14 protein-coding genes and 1 other RNA gene are annotated in these 13,994 nt (G+C 61.3%); 3 read left to right on the forward strand and 12 right to left on the reverse strand.

Annotation, left to right across the window (positions count from 1 at the left end; translation table 11 throughout):
• Nucleotides 1–304: 304 nt before the first annotated feature.
• The 9 genes from ssrA to ACYVL5_RS21570 all read right to left on the reverse strand — a co-directional run bounded on the left by ssrA (nt 305) and on the right by ACYVL5_RS21570 (nt 9,866).
• Nucleotides 305–656, reverse strand: a transfer-messenger RNA (tmRNA) gene (gene ssrA / locus ACYVL5_RS21530).
• A 185-nt stretch (nt 657–841) separates the two neighbouring features.
• A complete protein-coding gene (gene smpB, locus ACYVL5_RS21535; protein ID WP_460597625.1) occupies nt 842–1,300 on the reverse strand; it encodes an SsrA-binding protein in 459 nt (152 codons plus the stop codon).
• 133 nt (nt 1,301–1,433) lie between these two features.
• Nucleotides 1,434–2,678, reverse strand: coding sequence for an amidohydrolase family protein (locus ACYVL5_RS21540; RefSeq protein ID WP_460597626.1), 1,245 nt, complete (start codon nt 2,676–2,678; stop codon nt 1,434–1,436).
• Between the two features lie 481 nt (nt 2,679–3,159).
• Nucleotides 3,160–3,558 (reverse strand): aspartate 1-decarboxylase, encoded by a 399-nt coding sequence (gene panD / locus ACYVL5_RS21545; RefSeq protein WP_460597627.1) that lies wholly within the window; start codon nt 3,556–3,558, stop codon nt 3,160–3,162.
• A gap of 3 nt (nt 3,559–3,561) precedes the next feature.
• Nucleotides 3,562–4,401, reverse strand: coding sequence for a 4-phosphopantoate--beta-alanine ligase (panC, locus tag ACYVL5_RS21550; RefSeq protein ID WP_460597628.1), 840 nt, complete (start codon nt 4,399–4,401; stop codon nt 3,562–3,564).
• The gene (gene panB, locus ACYVL5_RS21555; RefSeq protein ID WP_460597629.1) at nt 4,398–5,201 is read right to left on the reverse strand and encodes a 3-methyl-2-oxobutanoate hydroxymethyltransferase; all 804 of its coding nucleotides are present in this window, start codon (nt 5,199–5,201) and stop codon (nt 4,398–4,400) included. The genes panC and panB overlap by 4 nt, the downstream gene beginning before the upstream one ends.
• A 422-nt stretch (nt 5,202–5,623) precedes the next feature.
• Entirely contained in the window at nt 5,624–7,615 is a 1,992-nt protein-coding gene (locus ACYVL5_RS21560) for a methyl-accepting chemotaxis protein (protein ID WP_460597630.1), read from the reverse strand.
• Between the two features lie 127 nt (nt 7,616–7,742).
• Nucleotides 7,743–8,822: a 6-phosphofructokinase gene (locus ACYVL5_RS21565; protein ID WP_460597631.1), complete on the reverse strand. Its 1,080-nt coding sequence runs from the start codon at nt 8,820–8,822 to the stop codon at nt 7,743–7,745.
• A 396-nt stretch (nt 8,823–9,218) separates the two neighbouring features.
• Nucleotides 9,219–9,866, reverse strand: coding sequence for a peroxiredoxin-like family protein (locus tag ACYVL5_RS21570; RefSeq protein WP_460597632.1), 648 nt, complete (start codon nt 9,864–9,866; stop codon nt 9,219–9,221).
• A 221-nt stretch (nt 9,867–10,087) separates the two neighbouring features.
• On the opposite strand from ACYVL5_RS21570, the gene ACYVL5_RS21575 reads away from it, so the two are divergent.
• From ACYVL5_RS21575 to ACYVL5_RS21585, 3 genes are read left to right on the forward strand one after another with little or no spacing between them, the layout of a single operon-like run.
• Nucleotides 10,088–10,312, forward strand: a complete 225-nt coding sequence (locus ACYVL5_RS21575; protein WP_460597652.1) for a hypothetical protein — start codon at nt 10,088–10,090, stop codon at nt 10,310–10,312.
• 50 nt (nt 10,313–10,362) lie between these two features.
• A complete protein-coding gene (locus ACYVL5_RS21580) occupies nt 10,363–10,821 on the forward strand; it encodes an iron-sulfur cluster-binding oxidoreductase (RefSeq protein WP_460597633.1) in 459 nt (152 codons plus the stop codon).
• A 2-nt stretch (nt 10,822–10,823) separates the two neighbouring features.
• Nucleotides 10,824–11,381 carry a hemerythrin domain-containing protein gene (locus ACYVL5_RS21585; protein ID WP_460597634.1) on the forward strand — a complete coding sequence of 186 codons (558 nt, stop codon included), beginning with the start codon at nt 10,824–10,826 and terminating at the stop codon, nt 11,379–11,381.
• A 251-nt stretch (nt 11,382–11,632) separates the two neighbouring features.
• Here the strand turns inward: ACYVL5_RS21585 and ACYVL5_RS21590 are convergent, their stop codons facing one another.
• The 3 genes from ACYVL5_RS21590 to ribH form a co-directional block, all read right to left on the reverse strand.
• On the reverse strand, nt 11,633–12,940 hold the full coding sequence (locus ACYVL5_RS21590; protein WP_460597635.1) for a homoserine dehydrogenase: 1,308 nt from the start codon (nt 12,938–12,940) through the stop codon (nt 11,633–11,635).
• 132 nt (nt 12,941–13,072) lie between these two features.
• On the reverse strand, nt 13,073–13,510 hold the full coding sequence (gene nusB, locus ACYVL5_RS21595) for a transcription antitermination protein NusB (RefSeq protein ID WP_460597636.1): 438 nt from the start codon (nt 13,508–13,510) through the stop codon (nt 13,073–13,075).
• Between the two features lies 1 nt (nt 13,511).
• A complete protein-coding gene (gene ribH, locus ACYVL5_RS21600; protein ID WP_460597637.1) occupies nt 13,512–13,979 on the reverse strand; it encodes a 6,7-dimethyl-8-ribityllumazine synthase in 468 nt (155 codons plus the stop codon).
• Between the last annotated feature and the right edge of the window lie 15 nt (nt 13,980–13,994).

A 13,994-nucleotide genomic window follows, 5' to 3' on the forward strand; every position in this document is an offset into this window, starting at 1 on the left:
ACCTGACACGGGACCTGTGAGACAGTGACGACCTCACCTCGCGACTACCCGGTCGCAATCCCCGGAACGCTGGTCGCAATGACAGCGGAACGGCGGTCGCAATCACATCAGTTCACCCGGTCGCAATCATCGGAATACGCACCTGGGGGTATCGGTTTTCAATAGGGGGTATTTTTGGCACTTTGTACCCCCAATACCCCCGGATGTCAACAGATTTATCAGGAAGTCCCTGGACGCAAGACAAAGAAAAAGCCCTGTTTTCACAGAGCTTTTGCACTTCTCCGGTCCTTACTGGACCCTTAAATGGTGGAGGTGGCGGGAATCGAACCCGCGTCCGAAAGTCGTACACAAAAGGCGTCTACATGCTTATACCTGTTTTTGATTTAACCACCCTGGACTCCACAGGCCGGGATTCCAGGGAAGCGGTCCCGCTTAATTTCGCCCCAGCGCCACAGGCACTCGCTGAAACTATCCCACTTGAATGACGATCTGTCCTCACCCGTGGGAGAGGCTCGGCAGATCGTTAGCAGGTTATTAAGCTGCTAAGGCGTATTCGTAGTTGTCGGCGCTTAATGCGTCCCGGTTTGTTTTACGAGCCAACCGGACCTCGGCATGCAACCTTCGCTTCTTACCCCCGTCGAAACCTTTACACCCCCGTAAACTGATTTAACTGATTTAACTGATTTAACTGCTGTTCTAGGTTCTATGTTCTACGTTCTAGGTTAACAGCTCTTCGGCCTCGAAAATCACGCGTCCCGGCTATCCCGGCATTGCTGTTGGTTCTGCGTGTGGTCTCCAGGTTCTCAACGTAGAACCTAGAACATAGAACCTAGAACTGGTTTTAATACTTATTGCGCTCTTTCATCGCTACCTGGACGTCGCGCTTCATGTCTTTTTCCTTCATGGTCTCGCGCTTGTCGTAGTTCTTCTTGCCTTTGGCCAAACCGAGCTCGGTCTTTACTTTGCCGTCCTTGAAGTAAACCCGGAGCGGTATCAACGTGTACCCTTGCTCCCGGATCTTGGAGAAGAGCTTCACGATCTCCCGCTTGTGCAACAGGAGCTTCCGCATCCGGTCGGGATCGTGGTTCTCACGGTTACCAAAATCATACGGATTGATGTGGAAGTTGTGAAGATAAGCTTCCCCGTTCTTTACCATCGCAAAGGAGTCGTTCAGGTTGGCCTTGCCGCTTCGTAGGGACTTCACCTCGGTCCCCTGCAGCACCATCCCCGCTTCGTATCTCTCTTCGATGAAATAATCGTGGAAGGCTTTCTTATTATTGCAGATCAGCTTTTCGCCCATACCCTTCGATACTACCAGATCGGGGCGGTAAATAACAGGGGGAAATTAGGGAAAGGTTTCGACGCAAAATCTTCCCTCTCCCCTGCCCTCTCCCGGAGGGGGGGAATCTGCGGTCAGTGGGGAGAGTCTGCGATCAGCGGGGGGAGTAGCGCTCGCCGGCGACGTAGACGCGATCCAGACGGCCATGGTCCAAAATGGCGGCGGCGGGATCGACGGTGCCGGCGTGGGCGCAGGTGATCACCAGGAAGTCGCCACGCTTGCCTGCCTCCAGGGTGCCGGTGGTCTGCTCGATCCCCAAGGACTTCGCGCCCCCCAGGGTGGCCATGGTGAGGAGCTCGTTCCCGGAGAATTCGCCGGGGGCCACCTGCTGGAGGAAACGGAGCTCGTCCAGGATGGAGAGGGAGTCGTTACTGGCGAGCGAATCGGTACCGATGGCAAGCGGCACCCCCATCTTCTTGAAGAGATGGTGGGGAGCGGTTCCGACGAAGAGCCGGTCGTTACTCCGCGGACAGAGGACCACGGTCACTCCCCTCTCCTTCAGGATCGCCACGTCGTCGGGGGTGACGTGGACGGCGTGGATCGCCAGGGTTGAGCTGTCGAGGACGCCGAGCGAGTCGAGATAGCGGGTCGAGGTGGTGCGGCGGGGATGGGGAAGATACTCCTCCCAGTGCGCCATCGGGTAGAGTATTTCGGCGAAGGGGCCGGTGGTGCCGTGCATGAAGGCGACTTCTTCCTCGGGTTCGGAGAGGTGAACGGCCTTTCTCAGCCCGAGCCGTCCAGAAAGCTCGTGGGCTCCCTTGAAGAGACAGGCGGAGGCGGTGTACGGGGTGTGGGGGGAGATGCCGGGAAGGAGCTCGCCGTCGATCTCGGCGGCGCTCTTTTCCACCCGCTCGATCAGCGCGTCGCATTGGTAAAGGTCGTGGCCAAGGACTTCGAAGAAGATGCGGCCGGCCAGCGGCGAATTCCGGTAGATCGGGGCCAGGGTGAAATCGGTGAGGATCTCTCCCACGGCGGTGGTGCCGGATTCCAGGGAGAGCCGCAGTCCCTCCCGCACGGACAGCTCGACCTCCCCCGGCTGCAGGGCGCGCCTGATCTTCACCACCTGCTGGATCCACTCGACGTAGGTTTTCGGGAGGTAGTCCAGTTCCTTGCGGACTTTCCAGGCGGAGAAATGGGTGAGCTCGAGGTGGGTGTGGGCGTTCACCAGGCCGGGGATGATGGTGCAGCCGGTGAATTCGGTGACCGGGGCGTCGAAGGCTCCCCGCAACTCCTTGAGCGGGCCGACGGCACGGATCAGTCCGTTGTCGACCACGATCGCGCCCCCGGCGATGGGGGGAGAGGAGATCGGCAAAAGGTATGAGGCGGCGTAGATCTTCATGGGGATGAGAGGCCTCGGGTCTTGGTTTTAATAGTGATCGGGGAAGACTCCGACAGTATACCATCCCCCTTCGCCGAAGGCTACGGGGGACACGTCCCTGAACCTTCGCCGAAGGCTACGGGGGACACGTCCCTGAACCTTCGCCGAAGGCTACGGGGGACACGTCCCTGAACCTTCGCAGTAGGCTACGGGGGACTAGCCCCTGAACCTTCGCAGTAGGCTACGGGGGACACGTCCCTGAACCTTCGCAGTAGGCTACGGGGGACTAGCCCCTGATCCTTTGCCGTAGGCTACGGGGGACAAGCTCCTGATCCCAGTCTCACCCTGGCCCTCCACTTGAAGGCTCCGGCAGGTGCCTGCCCCCTTTGCCGTGCGCCCTTGCCGTTGTCGGATGAGGGGGACGGGCTTTGGCGTGGGCGGACGAGGGGGACAGGCACCGTTAGGTGCCAGTCCCCTTCCCCTTTTTCCCTTCCCTTACTTATTACCAGGAAACGCTTTTCAGGTTGCCTTGGCCGGCGACTTCTTTGCGGGTCTGAAGCTGGCGGTTCTTTTCGTCGACGAAGACGAGCTTGGGCTCGTGGGCCAGCGCCTCGGCGTTGGACATGTTCACGAAGCTCGCGATGATGACCAGGTCGCGCGGGGCTACCATGCGGGCGGCCGCGCCGTTGATGCAGATGACGCCGGAGCCGGGCTCGCCTTCGATGGCGTAGGTCTCGAAACGGCTGCCGTTGTTGACGTCCCAGACGCAGACGGCTTCGTACGGAATGATGTCGGCGGCTTCCATCAACTCCTTGTCGATGGTGATGCTCCCTTCGTAGTGAAGGTCCGCGCCGGTTACCGTTGCCCTGTGGATCTTGCTCTTAAGCATCTTCCTGTCCATTGTTTACTCCTCCCCAAGTATGCAGTTATCGATCAATCGTACCGAGCCAATTCTTACCGCCAACGCAAGCAGCGTTCTTTCGTCTGCCTGTTCCACTTCCAAAAGGGTATCCGGATCCCGGAACTCGAGGTAATCGACCTCGGCCACGGGTTCTGCTTCGATGACTTGCGCGACGGTCTTTCTCAGCGCCGCGACGCTCCGCTCGCCGCCCCGGAGGGCCTCCTTGGCGGCGCGGAGGGAGCGGGAGAGCGACAGGGCGCTCCGGCGCTGGGTGGTGTCGAGCCGGACGTTACGGGAGCTCATGGCCAGCCCGTCATGCTCGCGCACGATCGGCATCCCCACGATCTCCACGTCCATGTTGAGATCCTTCACCATCCGCTTGATGACGGCGAGCTGCTGGAAATCCTTCTTGCCGAAGATCGCCAACCGCGGCATCACGATGTTGAAGAGCTTGGAGACCACGGTGGTCACCCCGCGGAAATGGCCGGGGCGGCTGGCGCCGCAGAGGTGGGTGGTGAGCTCTTCGACGTTGACGTAGGTCTGGTAGCCGGACGGATACATGTCGGCGGCGGTGGGGGCGAAGATGATGTCGACGCCGGCGTCGCCGGCCACACGTGTGTCGCGCTCGAGATCGCGGGGATAGCTGTCCAGGTCCTCGTTGACGCCGAACTGGGTGGGGTTGACGAAGATGCTGGCGACCACGATCTTGGCCCGCTTGCGGGCCTCCACCATCAGCGACGCGTGCCCTTCGTGCAGGTATCCCATGGTGGGAACCAGGGCGATCTCGCCGCGGTGCTCGCGGGCAAACTGCTGCATCTCTGCCACGCTGTTGATCACTTTCATTTGAAGGAGTGCCTTTCTTCCGGGAATGCGCCGCCCTTTACGTCGGCGATGTAGCTGGTCACCGCCTCGCCGATCACCGGGGTGAGTTCGGCGTAGCGCTTGACGAATTTCGGGGAGTACTTGCTGCAAAGTCCGAGGATGTCGTGGATCACCAGGACCTGGCCGTCACAGTGGGGACCGGCGCCGATGCCGATGGTGGGGATGGAGAGCTCGGCGGTGATCCGCTGGGCGAGCCCCATCGGGATCCCTTCCAGGACGACCGCGAAGGCGCCGGCACGCTCGACGGCGCGGGCGTCCTCCATCAGTTTCTCGGCCTGCTCGGCTCCTTTGCCCTGGACCTTGAAACCGCCCATCCGGTGCAGCGACTGGGGGGTGAGCCCGATGTGCCCGACCACCGGGATGTCCATGGCGGTGATGGCGGCGATGGTCTCTTCGACGTTGACGCCACCCTCGATCTTGACCGCCGCCGCGCCGCCGTCTTTGATGAGACGGCCGGCGTTGAGCCGCGCACCGGCGAGATCGACCTGGTAGGAGAGAAACGGGAGATCGGCCACCACCAGGGCGTTGGGGCGCGCCCGCATCACGGCCCGCGTGTGGTAGATCATCTCTTCCATGGTGACCGGGAGGGTGTTGTCGTAGCCGGAAACCACCACGCCGACGGAATCCCCGATCAGGATCATGTCGATCCCGCAGCCGTCCATGATGGCGGCGGTGGGGTAGTCGTAGCAGGTGAGGACCGCGATCCGTTCTCCGTCGGACTTCATCTTCTGGATGTCGAGAACGGTTTTCTTTTTCTGCATGGCTGCTCCATTTTGACGTAGTGTACCGGCAAGCGAGGGATTGATGGGCCGCGTGGGCACCGGGTGCCCCGGAAACAAAAAAAGCGCCTCCCGGGAAGGAGACGCTGTTATATGAGCATTCGCGCACGGATTCCCGCGCGGATGTTCGTCAGCTATCGCTTCCCGTACCGGTTCTCGAGGAATCCAGGCGGTATGTGCTTTTTGTCGTTGTCCGAAGGGCTCCACTTAGGTATAGCGGGCCGGAAACGGTTATTACCACAAGGGGACGGGATAGTCCAACTTTTTTTCAATCGGATGGGGCCTTCTTGGGTGGAGGGATAGGAGGGGGCATCGGGCGGGGGGGGGAGGGCGGCCGAAATCTCCCTCACCCGGCCTTCGGCCACCCTCTCCCCTAAAGGGGCGAGGGTATATTGGGTCGGAGACTACGCCTCGGCGCTGGCCATCATCTGTTCGAGTTCTTTTACGACCTGGCCGCTCTCTTCCTGGCGCATCTCCATGTCGTTGAAGATGCTGTCGGCCATCCGGGTGACGGATTCGACGGCGCCTTTGATCTCTTCGGTGTCGAAGGTCTGCCGGTTGGCACTGGCCGCCACGTCGTGGCTCATGGACTTCACCTCTTCGAGGGCCCGCGCCACGCTCTTGGTCGCCTGGGCCTGCTCTTTGGAAGCCTTGAAGATCTGGCTGGTCATGGAGCCTACGTCCTCGATGGACTGGGTGACCATCTGCACGCTGGCCGCCTGCTCTTCGGTGGCGAGCTTGATCTGCTGGGTCATGTCCATCGCGGTCTGGGCGCTCTCGAGAATGCTCTCCAGGGCGGCACCGGTCTGGTTCCCCAGCTGCACCCCGCGCTTGACCAGCTCCTTGGTGACGGTCACGCTGTCGGAGGCGAGCTTGGACTCGTTCATGATCTCTTCGATGATGCCGGTGATCTCGCCGGTGGAGAGGCCGGTCTGCAGGGAGAGATTGCGGATCTCGTCGGCGACGACGCCGAAGCTCTTGCCGTACTCGCCCGCCTGGGCGGCGATGATGGAGGCGTTGAGGGCCAGGAGGTTGGTCCGCTTGGTGATGTCGTTGATCACGCTCACGAACCCTTCGATCCGGCCGCTGTTCTCGCTCAGCCGCTTGATCCCCTCGTAGGAGAGATCGACCGAGCGCTGGATCTCGGCCAGGGCATCGACGGTCTCCCTGACCACCTCGCTGCTCCTCTCGGCCTGCTCCTTGACCTTGGAGGAGAGGTTATGGGAGTGGACGGTGTTCCGCTCGACCTGGCGAAGGGAGGAGGTCACCTCTTCCATGGCGGAGATGGACTTGTAGACGGAGTCGGAGAGGGCGTCCATGTTGCGGGTGATCTGGTCGGTGGCGATGGAGATCTCGGCGGCGGAGACGCTCGCGCCGTCCACCGACTCCATGACGCCGTGGGCGGAGTTGTCGATGTTGAGGGCGTTGGAGGCGAGCGAATCGGCCGCGCTCTTGAGACGGTAGAGGTTTCGGGAGTAGGTGTCCCGGTTTTTCAAGAGCTCCGAGAAGGTCTTCCCCAGCTCCAGGGTCAGCCGGTCGATCGACTGCAAAAGCCCGATCCGCATCATGGCGGCGGCGGCCTGGTCGGCGAAGAGCCGGATGGTGTCGACGTCGGTGTCGTTGAGCGACCGGTGGCTCTTCTTGTTGTCCAACCCGAAGACGCCGATCGACTCACCCTTGAGGACGATCGGGCAGAGGATGAAGGTGGTGGAGCGGAGCGCCTCGATGGTGTCGTACGGTGGCTGCAGGAGGTAATCCTTCGGGTACTTGGAGATGTTCTCGATGAAGAAGACCTGCTTCTCCTTGAAGCTCTTGTAGATGACGCCGGAGCGGCGGTCGAGCGGGAGGGTGACCTCGGGGCCGATGGGGCTGTCGTTGCCGGCGTGGGCGGCGAAGTAGAGCTCGTTGGTCTCCGGCCGGGCCATCAGCACGTTGACGCGCTCGTAGCCGAGCACCTCGTGGAGCCCCTCGACGCACAGGGCCAGCACGTCCTCGCTCCGCACCGCGGTCTGGATCCGGCTGCCGATCTTGTGGAAGTTCTTGATGTTGTTGTCGAGGACCTTGTAGCGGTTCTCGAAGAGTTTCTTCTGGGCGTCCACTTCCTGGACCAGGAGGTCGAGCTCTCCCCCCTTGACCTGGAGTTCGTCCACCGCCCGCCCGATGAAGAAGCCGAAGAGGCTCAGACAGATGGCGGTGCCGCCTCCCATGTAACAGTAGAGGGCGATCCCTTGGGCGTTGGTGAGCTCGGAAAAGAGCTGGGTGCCGAGCGGTACCCCCGCTTCACTGAAGAGGGCCACGCGCAGCAGCATCCAGCCGATAGGGGCCGAGATGCCGAGAAAGAAGCCGATGATCGCGAAAAGATGACTGCGATTGATCTCGGCGATCCGTTTTTTCATATGAAAGCCACCTCTTTGCGTCCCTTATGGCCGGCACCATCGCCAGGTTAAGGGAATTTTCCGCAGTCTAATTCAGACATTAGGCAAAGTCAACAATATCCTTCATGAATAAGAGGACTGGTTCCTTTTAACGTCCAAGCATGATGCCGAGCGCCTCCGCCTGGCGGACCATCTCCCCTTCGGGGTCGACCACGTTGAGCCTGCCGACCGCGTCTTCGATCGGGAAGGAGGCGATTTCGCGTCCCTTCAGGCACGCCATCCGTCCGAAAGCCCCCTCGGCGATCAGTTCCACCGCCTTGACGCCGAAACGGCTTCCGAGGACGCGGTCGAAGGTGGTCGGGGTGCCGCCCCGCTGAAGGTGGCCGAGCACGGTGACCCGGACGTCCATCTCCAGGAAGCGTCCCAATTCCCGCGAGATCAACTCCCCTACCCCGCCCAGGCGCTCCACCACCGACCTGCCGCCGGCCGCTTCCCTGACCACGCGGTCGCCCCCTTTGGGGAAAGCACCCTCGGCAGCCACGATGACGCTGAAGCGCCGCCCGGCCTTGCCCCGCTTGACGATGGCGCTGCAGACCTTCTCGATGTCGTAGGGGATCTCGGGAATCAGGATGACGTCGGCGCCGCCGGCGATCCCGGACTCGAGGGCGATCCAACCGGCGTAGCGCCCCATTACCTCGAGGATCATCACCCGGTGGTGGCTCTCCGCGGTGGAATGAAGGCGGTCGAGGGCGTCGGTGGCGGTCTGGACGGCGGTATTGTAGCCGAAGGTGACGTCGGTGCCGCAGAGGTCGTTGTCGATTGTCTTGGGGACGCCGACGATCGGGATACCGCGGCGCATCAGGTCGAGGGCGATCTTGAGAGAACCGTCGCCCCCGATCGCCACCAGGGCGGAGATGCCGAGCTTGGCGATCCGGGAGACCACCTCGTCGGAAACGTCGACCAGCTCGACTTTCCCGTCCCTCATGATGGGGTAGGAGAAGGGGTTCCCGCGGTTGGTGGTCCCCAGGATGGTGCCGCCGCGGGGAAGGATGCCGCGCACGTCTTCCAGGGTGAGGGGGCGGCATTTCTCGGGGTGGAGAAAACCGTCGAAACCGTCCTCGATGCCGCAGACCTCCCAGCCGCGCTGAAGGGATGCCTTGACGACGCCACGGATCACTGCGTTGAGACCGGGGCAGTCGCCGCCACCGGTAAGGACTCCTATCTTCATTGATTACCCCCGAGATGAGCGGAATGAAAAACCATGGAACGCGGAAAACCAAAGTCAAAACCGGAACGCGGATGACGCGGATTGAGCGGATAAAGGCGGATCAGGCAAAGGCAAAAACAAAGGCTTTTTATTTACTCGAAGGCCGAAACCAAAGTCAAAACCGGAACGCGGATGACGCGGATTGAGCGGATAAAGGCGGATCAGGCAGAGGCAACCCGGGCCATCGGAGTTTTATCATTATTGTTTTGGGTTATCAATCCCGGAACGCGGATGACGCGGATCGGACGGATAAAAGCGGATAAGGCCAGGCAAAAATCCTTTGTCTTTACTCAAAGGTCTTTGACGTATCCGCGTAAATCCGCTCAATCCGCGTCATCCGCGTTCTAAATTCAAGGTTTATCGCTTTTGCAGGGCTTTCAGTATGTCGGCTGGTTCCAGAAGGTTGGTGATTTCGGTGTCGGCATGGGAGAGGAGCACGGCCCCGCCCGGCGCAATGACGAAGGTGCCGGGAAGCGGAAGCTCCCACGAGGTGTCGGCATTGAAGGCGGGCAGGTTGCCACCCAACGAGATGTAGAGGGAGCGGATCCACTCGGGGATCTGGTAGACGAGCCCGTACTGCCGGGCCACCTTGTTGCCGAGGTCGCTCAGCACCTGGTACTGGAGGAAATTCTTCAAAAGGGTCGCCTGCGACTTGTCTGAGGTCTGCGGAGATACCGCGACCATCGAGGCGCCGAACTGCTCTATCTGGGGAAGGATCTTCTGGTAGGCCCTCAACTGAAGGCTGCAGTACGGTCACCAAAGCCCCCGGTAGAAGGTGAGGACCACCGGCCCCTTGACCAGCACCGCTCCCAGATTCACCGGAGTGCCGACCGGGTTGGGAAGGGTGAAGTCGGGGGCGGCCTCGCCTGCCTTGAGCACCCGGTCGATTATCCCGGACATGGCGAGTTCCCGGGAGGCTCGTTCAAAAAGTTCGGCCTGTTCCGGCGGAAGCGGCCGAAGTATCGATTTCTCCAGCTCCTCGATCTGCGCACGCAAGTCCTGCATGGCGCCCTCCTCTAAATGCCACGAACGCCTAAAGTTTTACCTCGATTTCACCGATGGTCAACCATGCCATGCCCGGGCTCTCTGAAGAAAATGGCGCCGTTTCCCAAAAATTTCAATTCTTGACCCAGGTCATGAACAAAAAAGGTTGCAAGGGTTATTGTCGGATCATCGAACGACGCGAACGGCACCAAGCAACGGGTTGCCTTACCAAGGAGGACGGGATGAACTTCAAAGACGGATTGGGTGAGATGGCGATTCAGGATGCGATGAAACTTTATCCCGGGATCGGCGAGATACTGAACAACTACGATATCGGCTGCGTTACCTGCAAAGTTGGGATCTGCCTTCTGAAAGACGTGGTGTCTATCCACGGGCTTTCTCCCGAACAGGAAGTAGCCATCGAAAAAGAGATCAACGAGTATTTGGACGGCCTGGTGGCCGCCTGACATAGAAACCGACAACGACTCATACAGAAAAACTCAAAGGAGATACGAAAATGGCACATACCGCATGTGGCTGCCCGGGCAGCATGGCACGAGTGATCGAGAAAACCGACAACAACGAGAACACCAGCACCCAGAAGGCTCCGTCCGAGCTTCGTCAGTGGCCGGTCCAGCTGCACCTGGCCCCCCCCACCGCCCCGTGGTTCCAGAACGCCGACATCCTGATCGCCGCCGACTGCGTCGCTTTCGCCCTGGGGAGCTTCCACTCCGACCTCTTGAAGGGAAAAGCGCTGGCCATCGCCTGCCCGAAACTGGATGACACCACCCCCTACGTGGAGAAACTGGCCGCCATCCTGAGGACGAACGAAGTGAAGAGCGTCACCGTGGCGATCATGGAAGTCCCCTGCTGCCGCGGTCTGGACATGATGGTCCGCCAGGCGCTGTCGCAGTCGGGCAAGGAAATCGCGCTGGAAACCGTGGTTATCGGCATCAACGGCGAAAGGAGAAACTAGCCATGAAACAGGACATCACCCTCGCCCTCAAGCACGAGCACCAGTTGATCCTCAGGATGCTTTCGCTTCTGGAGAAAAACGCGAACCTGACGGAAGCGGGCAAGTTCAACGATTACCAGTTCTACCTGGACGGCGTCGACTTCATCCGCAACTACGCGGACCGGTTTCACCACGCGAAAGAGGAGGATGTCCTCTTCGAGGCGCTGATCGAAAACGGTATGCCGCGGGCCAACAGCCCGGTGGCGGCGATGCTGACCGAGCACGACATGGGAAGGGCCTTCGTGAAGGAGATGGAGGCGGCCGCCACCCGCGCCCTGAACGGGGAACGGGGGCTGGAGCAGACCATCGTCGACGCGGCCCGGGGGTACCTCGAGCTTCTCAGGGAGCATATCTACAAGGAGGATAACATCCTCTACCCGCTGGCCGAGCGGCTGATGCCGGAAGGATTACGGGAGAAGATCGTCGCGGGGTACCGCGCGGCGGAGGGGAAGACGGCGGCGGACTTCGAGGAGCACTACCGGGAGGTGGTGGAAGGGTACGAGCAGAAGGCGGCGGCGTAAAAACCTCCCTCACCCGGCCTTCGGCCACCCTCTCCCGGGGGGAGAGGGCATCATTAAGTGCCACGCCCTCCCGAAATCCTTATCCGCTCGCCCTCGGGGAGAGGGGCGGGGGGGAGGGGGCGGTTTGGGGCGGCGTAAAAACCTCCCTCACCCGGCCTTCGGCCACCCTCTCCCCTAAAGGGGCGAGGGTATAAAAAAAGGTAGCCTGTGACGGGCTACCTTTTTTCGTTGGTTATTGATCGGATCGGGGGTTACTCGAGGTTGTCCTCGATCCTGATGAAGTTGCTCTTGGCGCGGATGACGTCGAAGGAGTCGATCTCGGCCAGGGCGTGGCGGATGTCTTCCTCGCGCGCCTCGTGGGTCATGATGACGATGGGGACGGTATCGCTGGAACGCGCACTCTGCACCATGGAGGCGATGCTGATGTTCCTCGCGCCGAGGGCGCCGGCAATCCGGGAGAGGACGCCGGGACGGTCGAGGGCCTGGAACCGGATGTAGTACTTGCTGACGATGTCCCCCATCGGCTTGATCGGAAGCTGGGCGACTTTTTCGTCGAGGTAGCCGAGCGGCGCGCAACGGCGGGTGATACCGGCGCTCAGGTTCCGGCTGAGATCGACCACGTCACCCACGACGGCGCTGGCGGTGGCGTCCATCCCGGCACCGCGGCCGTAGAACATGACCGGGCCGACGAAGTCGCCGGTCAGGCGGATGGCGTTGAAGACGCCGTGCACGTCGGCCAGCGGATAGTCGCTGGGGACCATGGTCGGATGGACGCGGGCCTCGATCTGGCCGCCGTCCCTCTTGCCGATGGCGAGGAGCTTGATCCGGTAGCCGAAGGTCTTGGCGAAGTCGACGTCCTCGGAGGAGATCGAGGTGATCCCTTCGGAGTAGACGTCCTTCAGGTCGATCTTGGTGCCGAAGCAGAGCGACAGCAGGAGGCAGAGCTTGTGGGCGGTGTCGACCCCCTCGATGTCGAAGGTGGGGTCGGCCTCGGCGTAGCCTAGGGCCTGGGCGGATTTCAGCACGTCGGCGAAGTCGGCGCCTTCCTGGGTCATGCGGGTCAGGATGTAGTTGCAGGTGCCGTTCACGATGCCGAGCACGGTGGAGAAGCGGTTGGCGGCCATGTTCCCCTTGATGGCGGAGAGGACGGGGATCCCGCCACCGACGGCCGCCTCGAAGAGGACCTCGACGCCGTTGGCCTTGGCGGCCTGGTAGATCTCGTCGCCGTGAACGGCCAAGAGGGCCTTGTTGGCGGTAACCAGGTGCTTGCCGTGGGCGATGGCCTTGAGGGCGAAGGTGCGGGCCGGCTCGTAGCCGCCGATCAGCTCGATGACCACCGAGATCTCGGGATCGGTGAGGATCTCGTCGGCGTTGCGGGTCAGGTGGATCCCCTCGGTGCTCACGCCGCGGTTGGTGGTGATATCGAGGTCGGCGACGCTCTTCAGCATGATGCGAGCCCCGGTCTTCTCCTCGATGAGGGGGGCATTTTCCTTGAGAAGCTTGACGACTCCGGCGCCGATGGTGCCGAAGCCCAGCAGTCCTATCTTGATCTCTTTCATATTCCCTCTTCCCTCATATCTTCATCTAAAGTGGAGCAGGTTTGCATTGAACAGTCTTTCAAAATCTACCCTCACCCGGCCTTCGGCCACCCTCTCCCCTGAAGGGGCGAGGGTAAACTGGAGGGTCCCCTATTACTCTTTGCCGGTGACGGTGGAGGCGATCTCGTCGAGGATGCCGTTCACGAAGGAGGCGGAGTCCTCGGCGCCGAATTTCTTGGCCACCTCGATGGCCTCGTTCATGGTCACGTTCTTCGGGATGTCCGGACGGTACAGGAGCTCGAACACGGCCAGCCGCAGGATGTTGAGATCCACCCGGGCCATGCGCGCCATGCTCCAGTTCTTGGACTTCTCCGAGATGCGGGCGTCGATCTCCGGGAGGTGGGCCATCACGCCGTTGACCAGCTCGGAGGCGAACGCGTACGCCTTGGAGTTCACCTCCAGGGTCGGCTCGTCACCCTCACTGAAGCTCTCGATGATCCTTTTCAGTGCCGAGGTGGCGTCGTGCAGCACCAGGTCCTTGGAATAGAGGGCCTGCAGCGCCAGCTCCCTTCCTTCTCTGCGGGTAGTCAATTTATTTCATCTCCCTGAACAGGCTGGCGGTCTCGATGACGGTCATGGCGGCGTCAAAACCTTTGTTGCCGGCTTTGGTGCCTGCCCTTTCGATGGCCTGTTCGATGGTGTCGGTGGTCAAGACGCCGAAGGCGACCGGGATGCCGCTATCGAGCGAGACGTGGGCGATTCCCTTGGAGACTTCGGAGGCGACGTAGTCGAAGTGCGGCGTGGAGCCGCGGATGACGGCGCCCAGACAGATCACGCCGTCGAGCTCCCCCTTGGCGACCAGTTTCTTGGCGGCCAGCGGGATCTCGAAGGCACCCGGCACGCGGACGACGGTGATGTCGGCGTCGCTCGCGCCGTGGCGGATGAGGGCGTCCAGGGCCCCTTCCAAGAGGCGCTCGCCGATGAAGCTGTTGAAGCGGCCGACGACGATGCCGAACTTGAGACCTTCGGCGTTAAGTTTTCCCTCGATGTACTTTGGCATTGGTTAACCCCTGTC

This window comes from Geomonas sp. Red276 (assembly GCF_054784495.1).

Coding starts and splice junctions, on each gene's coding strand:
- smpB (WP_460597625.1), bottom strand. CDS start 1,300: ATGGGCGAAAAGCTGATCTGCAATAATAAGAAAGCCTTCCACGATTAT.
- ACYVL5_RS21540 (WP_460597626.1), bottom strand. CDS start 2,678: ATGAAGATCTACGCCGCCTCATACCTTTTGCCGATCTCCTCTCCCCCC.
- panD (WP_460597627.1), bottom strand. CDS start 3,558: ATGGACAGGAAGATGCTTAAGAGCAAGATCCACAGGGCAACGGTAACC.
- panC (WP_460597628.1), bottom strand. CDS start 4,401: ATGAAAGTGATCAACAGCGTGGCAGAGATGCAGCAGTTTGCCCGCGAG.
- panB (WP_460597629.1), bottom strand. CDS start 5,201: ATGCAGAAAAAGAAAACCGTTCTCGACATCCAGAAGATGAAGTCCGAC.
- ACYVL5_RS21560 (WP_460597630.1), bottom strand. CDS start 7,615: ATGAAAAAACGGATCGCCGAGATCAATCGCAGTCATCTTTTCGCGATC.
- ACYVL5_RS21565 (WP_460597631.1), bottom strand. CDS start 8,822: ATGAAGATAGGAGTCCTTACCGGTGGCGGCGACTGCCCCGGTCTCAAC.
- ACYVL5_RS21575 (WP_460597652.1), top strand. CDS start 10,088: ATGAACTTCAAAGACGGATTGGGTGAGATGGCGATTCAGGATGCGATG.
- ACYVL5_RS21580 (WP_460597633.1), top strand. CDS start 10,363: ATGGCACATACCGCATGTGGCTGCCCGGGCAGCATGGCACGAGTGATC.
- ACYVL5_RS21585 (WP_460597634.1), top strand. CDS start 10,824: ATGAAACAGGACATCACCCTCGCCCTCAAGCACGAGCACCAGTTGATC.
- ACYVL5_RS21590 (WP_460597635.1), bottom strand. CDS start 12,940: ATGAAAGAGATCAAGATAGGACTGCTGGGCTTCGGCACCATCGGCGCC.
- ribH (WP_460597637.1), bottom strand. CDS start 13,979: ATGCCAAAGTACATCGAGGGAAAACTTAACGCCGAAGGTCTCAAGTTC.